Source organism: Schnuerera sp., assembly GCF_035459645.1.
Taxonomy (GTDB): domain Bacteria; phylum Bacillota; class Clostridia; order Tissierellales; family Tepidimicrobiaceae; genus Schnuerera.
In genome coordinates, this window is sequence record NZ_DATHXO010000407.1 from 1 (window position 1) to 2741 (window position 2741).

Here is a 2741-nt window from a genome sequence, read left to right on the forward strand (position 1 = left end):
GCCTGACCATACTACAGCGATGGTAACCAATGATACCGCTTCCAATAATGGCTATTACCGGTGGGATTCTGGTACGAGTAGCTGGGTAAAGCGGGATGAGTTTTATGCGACTTCCTTAGACCCTACCGATACCAGTGAGGCGGTTACAGGGAAGGCTGTTGGAGATTATGACGCAGAAAAACTACAAGATGAGCGTGATTCCAAACAAGTAAAAGATAGTAATGTATATGAGTTAATTGATATTTTAGGTAATGTAATACACCGCATTGATGGTCGTGGGAATCCATTTTTTCCTGTATTAGGAGGAGGTTTAAAACAAGTCTTAGAGCAATTTGGGCAAAATGAGATTATATCTGATGATCTTCTTTTAGTCGTGACTAAGTTAGGCCGTGTAGTTATGCGAGTTGACAAAAGCGGTGAGTATCATTTCCCTAACCAAGGTAGGACGGTTCAAAGAAGTATAAAAACGGCAATAGGCCAGTATCCAGATGTATTGGAAGTATATAATGAGTTAAATCTTGAAACTACTGGTGTAATAGGTGATGGTGTGTGGACATGGTTTAATGATCCGCGAGCTGTCTATAATAATAATAATGGAAAGACTTATATTGGTGCTATTGATGAAAATAGAAATATATTAGTGCATGACTTTGACAATAGTGCGGAAGTAGTTGATGGTTCTTATACCATAGATACCATATCGGAAACGGATGACCATGATAATCCATCCTTTTGTATTCTTCCAAGCGGTAAAATATTGGCTGCTTATTCGGAGCACGTAGGCCCTATATATCTATCGAGGTCAACAAATGCAAACGATGTAAGTGCTTGGGATACTAGGATACAGAGTTACTCTGATGTTAATTACTCATACAGCCAGCTAAGGCGATTATCAAGAGAAGGAAAAGTATATTGGTTTTTCCGATATGAGCGTTCTGGTACCAGTAAACGTGTTAGGGCATTTCGCACCAGTTCTGATGGAGGCGATACTTGGACCAGCCGACAGGATTTATTTGAAGGTCCTGAAAACAGATCTTATTGCAAAATCAACTCTAATGGAACAGATAGGATTGATTTCGTTTTTACCGATGGTCACCCAAACTCTACGCTTAATAACCTATACCATTTTTACTACCAAGGGGGCAACTACTATAAAACAGATGGTACGTTGATAGGAGGATCTGCGGCACTCCCCCTTTCACCAAGTGATGTTACAAAAGTATGGGATGCAACGAAGAATGGGTTAATTGCTAACGCATGGCCTTGGGATTTAAAATATGATTCTAATGGGAATCCAATGGTTGCATTTCAAACATCGTGGAGTGATTACACATCAAACGTGGCCGAAGATATTTACTATTACATAGCTAAGTGGGATGGAAGTCAATGGAATACAGAAAAAATTTGTAATGGTGGGCTTTCTATTATAGATGATACTGGAGAGAAGCAATATGGAGGAGGTATCGCTATATTTAATGAAAACAGGCTCTATGTAGGAACAACAGAAGATGATGATACAACAAGAAGGATATACCGAGCTTATAAAGTAGATGGAGAGTGGGGCCTTTTTGACTTGCCAGCAAATGAAGATAATGTTAAAAATGCAAGACCTTATTGCTTGGATAATTATAATGCACCGATAAGAGTCTTATTCTGGGAAGGTAGTTACCATATTTTCTTGAACTATAATACAAATATAAAATTTACAAATCGATGACACGATTAATTTATACAGATCAATTAGCAGAGGACTCATTAGGACATATTGAAGATTTTGGCATAACGTCAGAAAAAAGCGATAAGCTACAACAGTTAGAAACTGATTTGTCTAATGCTGGCATCCTTTCGGAGTTAGATAGATTATGGGTATTTAAAAATAATAATATTGTTGCTTCGCTTGTTGATTTGGCTAATGGTAATTATTGTCGGCCTCAACCTGGCATTTCTTATAATCAGTTAACAGGATTTATTGGTGATGGCTCAAAGGCATATATTGATACTCAGTATAATCCTGCCGAAGATTGGAATAAATATTTTATCACTGGTGCTTCTTTTGGCGTGTACATTCCTAATGAAGTTACGAACCCTACTACGACCACAATATTAGGAGCGAGAACGGGGGCAACTACCGATGAAGATCAAGTTATTATGAGTTATACGGGTAGTGGTTATATTATTGCCAGACTTAATAATGATGAGTTTGCTAGCTTTTCAACAAGCTCGTTACAAGGGTTTTATTTAGTAAATAGAGATGGCAGTAGTGTTATTATAGAAGAAAATGGAACACAGGTAGGAAGTGCTACGTTATCAGATACGGGTTCCCGACCATCAAACAATATCACCTTATTTGCGCTTAATGAGGATTCCGGTCAAAGTTCTTTTCAAGACTTGAATATTGGGCTGTTCTATATTGGGAATAAATTAAATGCAACTGCTCGACAGAATTTTAATGATGCCGTTCAAAAATATTTTACTTGAATTTATTGCAGTTTCACGAATCAAAAATTGCGCGTTGGTGTCTATGAATTGAAACACCAATGCACAAATGGATAGAATGATTAGACAATGCGAAAACATACCGTGCCAACTGCCCGACGGGCCATGATTGGCCTCATAGACGAACTCCGCATCTACAACAGGGCGCTATCTTTTAATGAAGTCGAACGATTATACAACAAGGATAATGAGTAACTTGCACTTAACCCGCACAAAGGGTAATTTACAATGGCTTTCGGAAGGAC

The 2741-nt window shown here is 38.2% G+C and carries 2 protein-coding genes; both read left to right on the forward strand.

All coding sequences use genetic code 11. The features are described 5' to 3' along the window. On the forward strand, nt 1-1717 hold a 1717-nt coding region (locus tag VK998_RS09595; protein ID WP_325227911.1), incomplete at its 5' end, for a BNR-4 repeat-containing protein. Then, on the forward strand, nt 1714-2478 hold the full coding sequence (locus VK998_RS09600) for a hypothetical protein (protein WP_325227912.1): 765 nt from the start codon (nt 1714-1716) through the stop codon (nt 2476-2478). The genes VK998_RS09595 and VK998_RS09600, both read left to right, overlap by 4 nt. Nucleotides 2479-2741 lie beyond the last annotated feature (263 nt).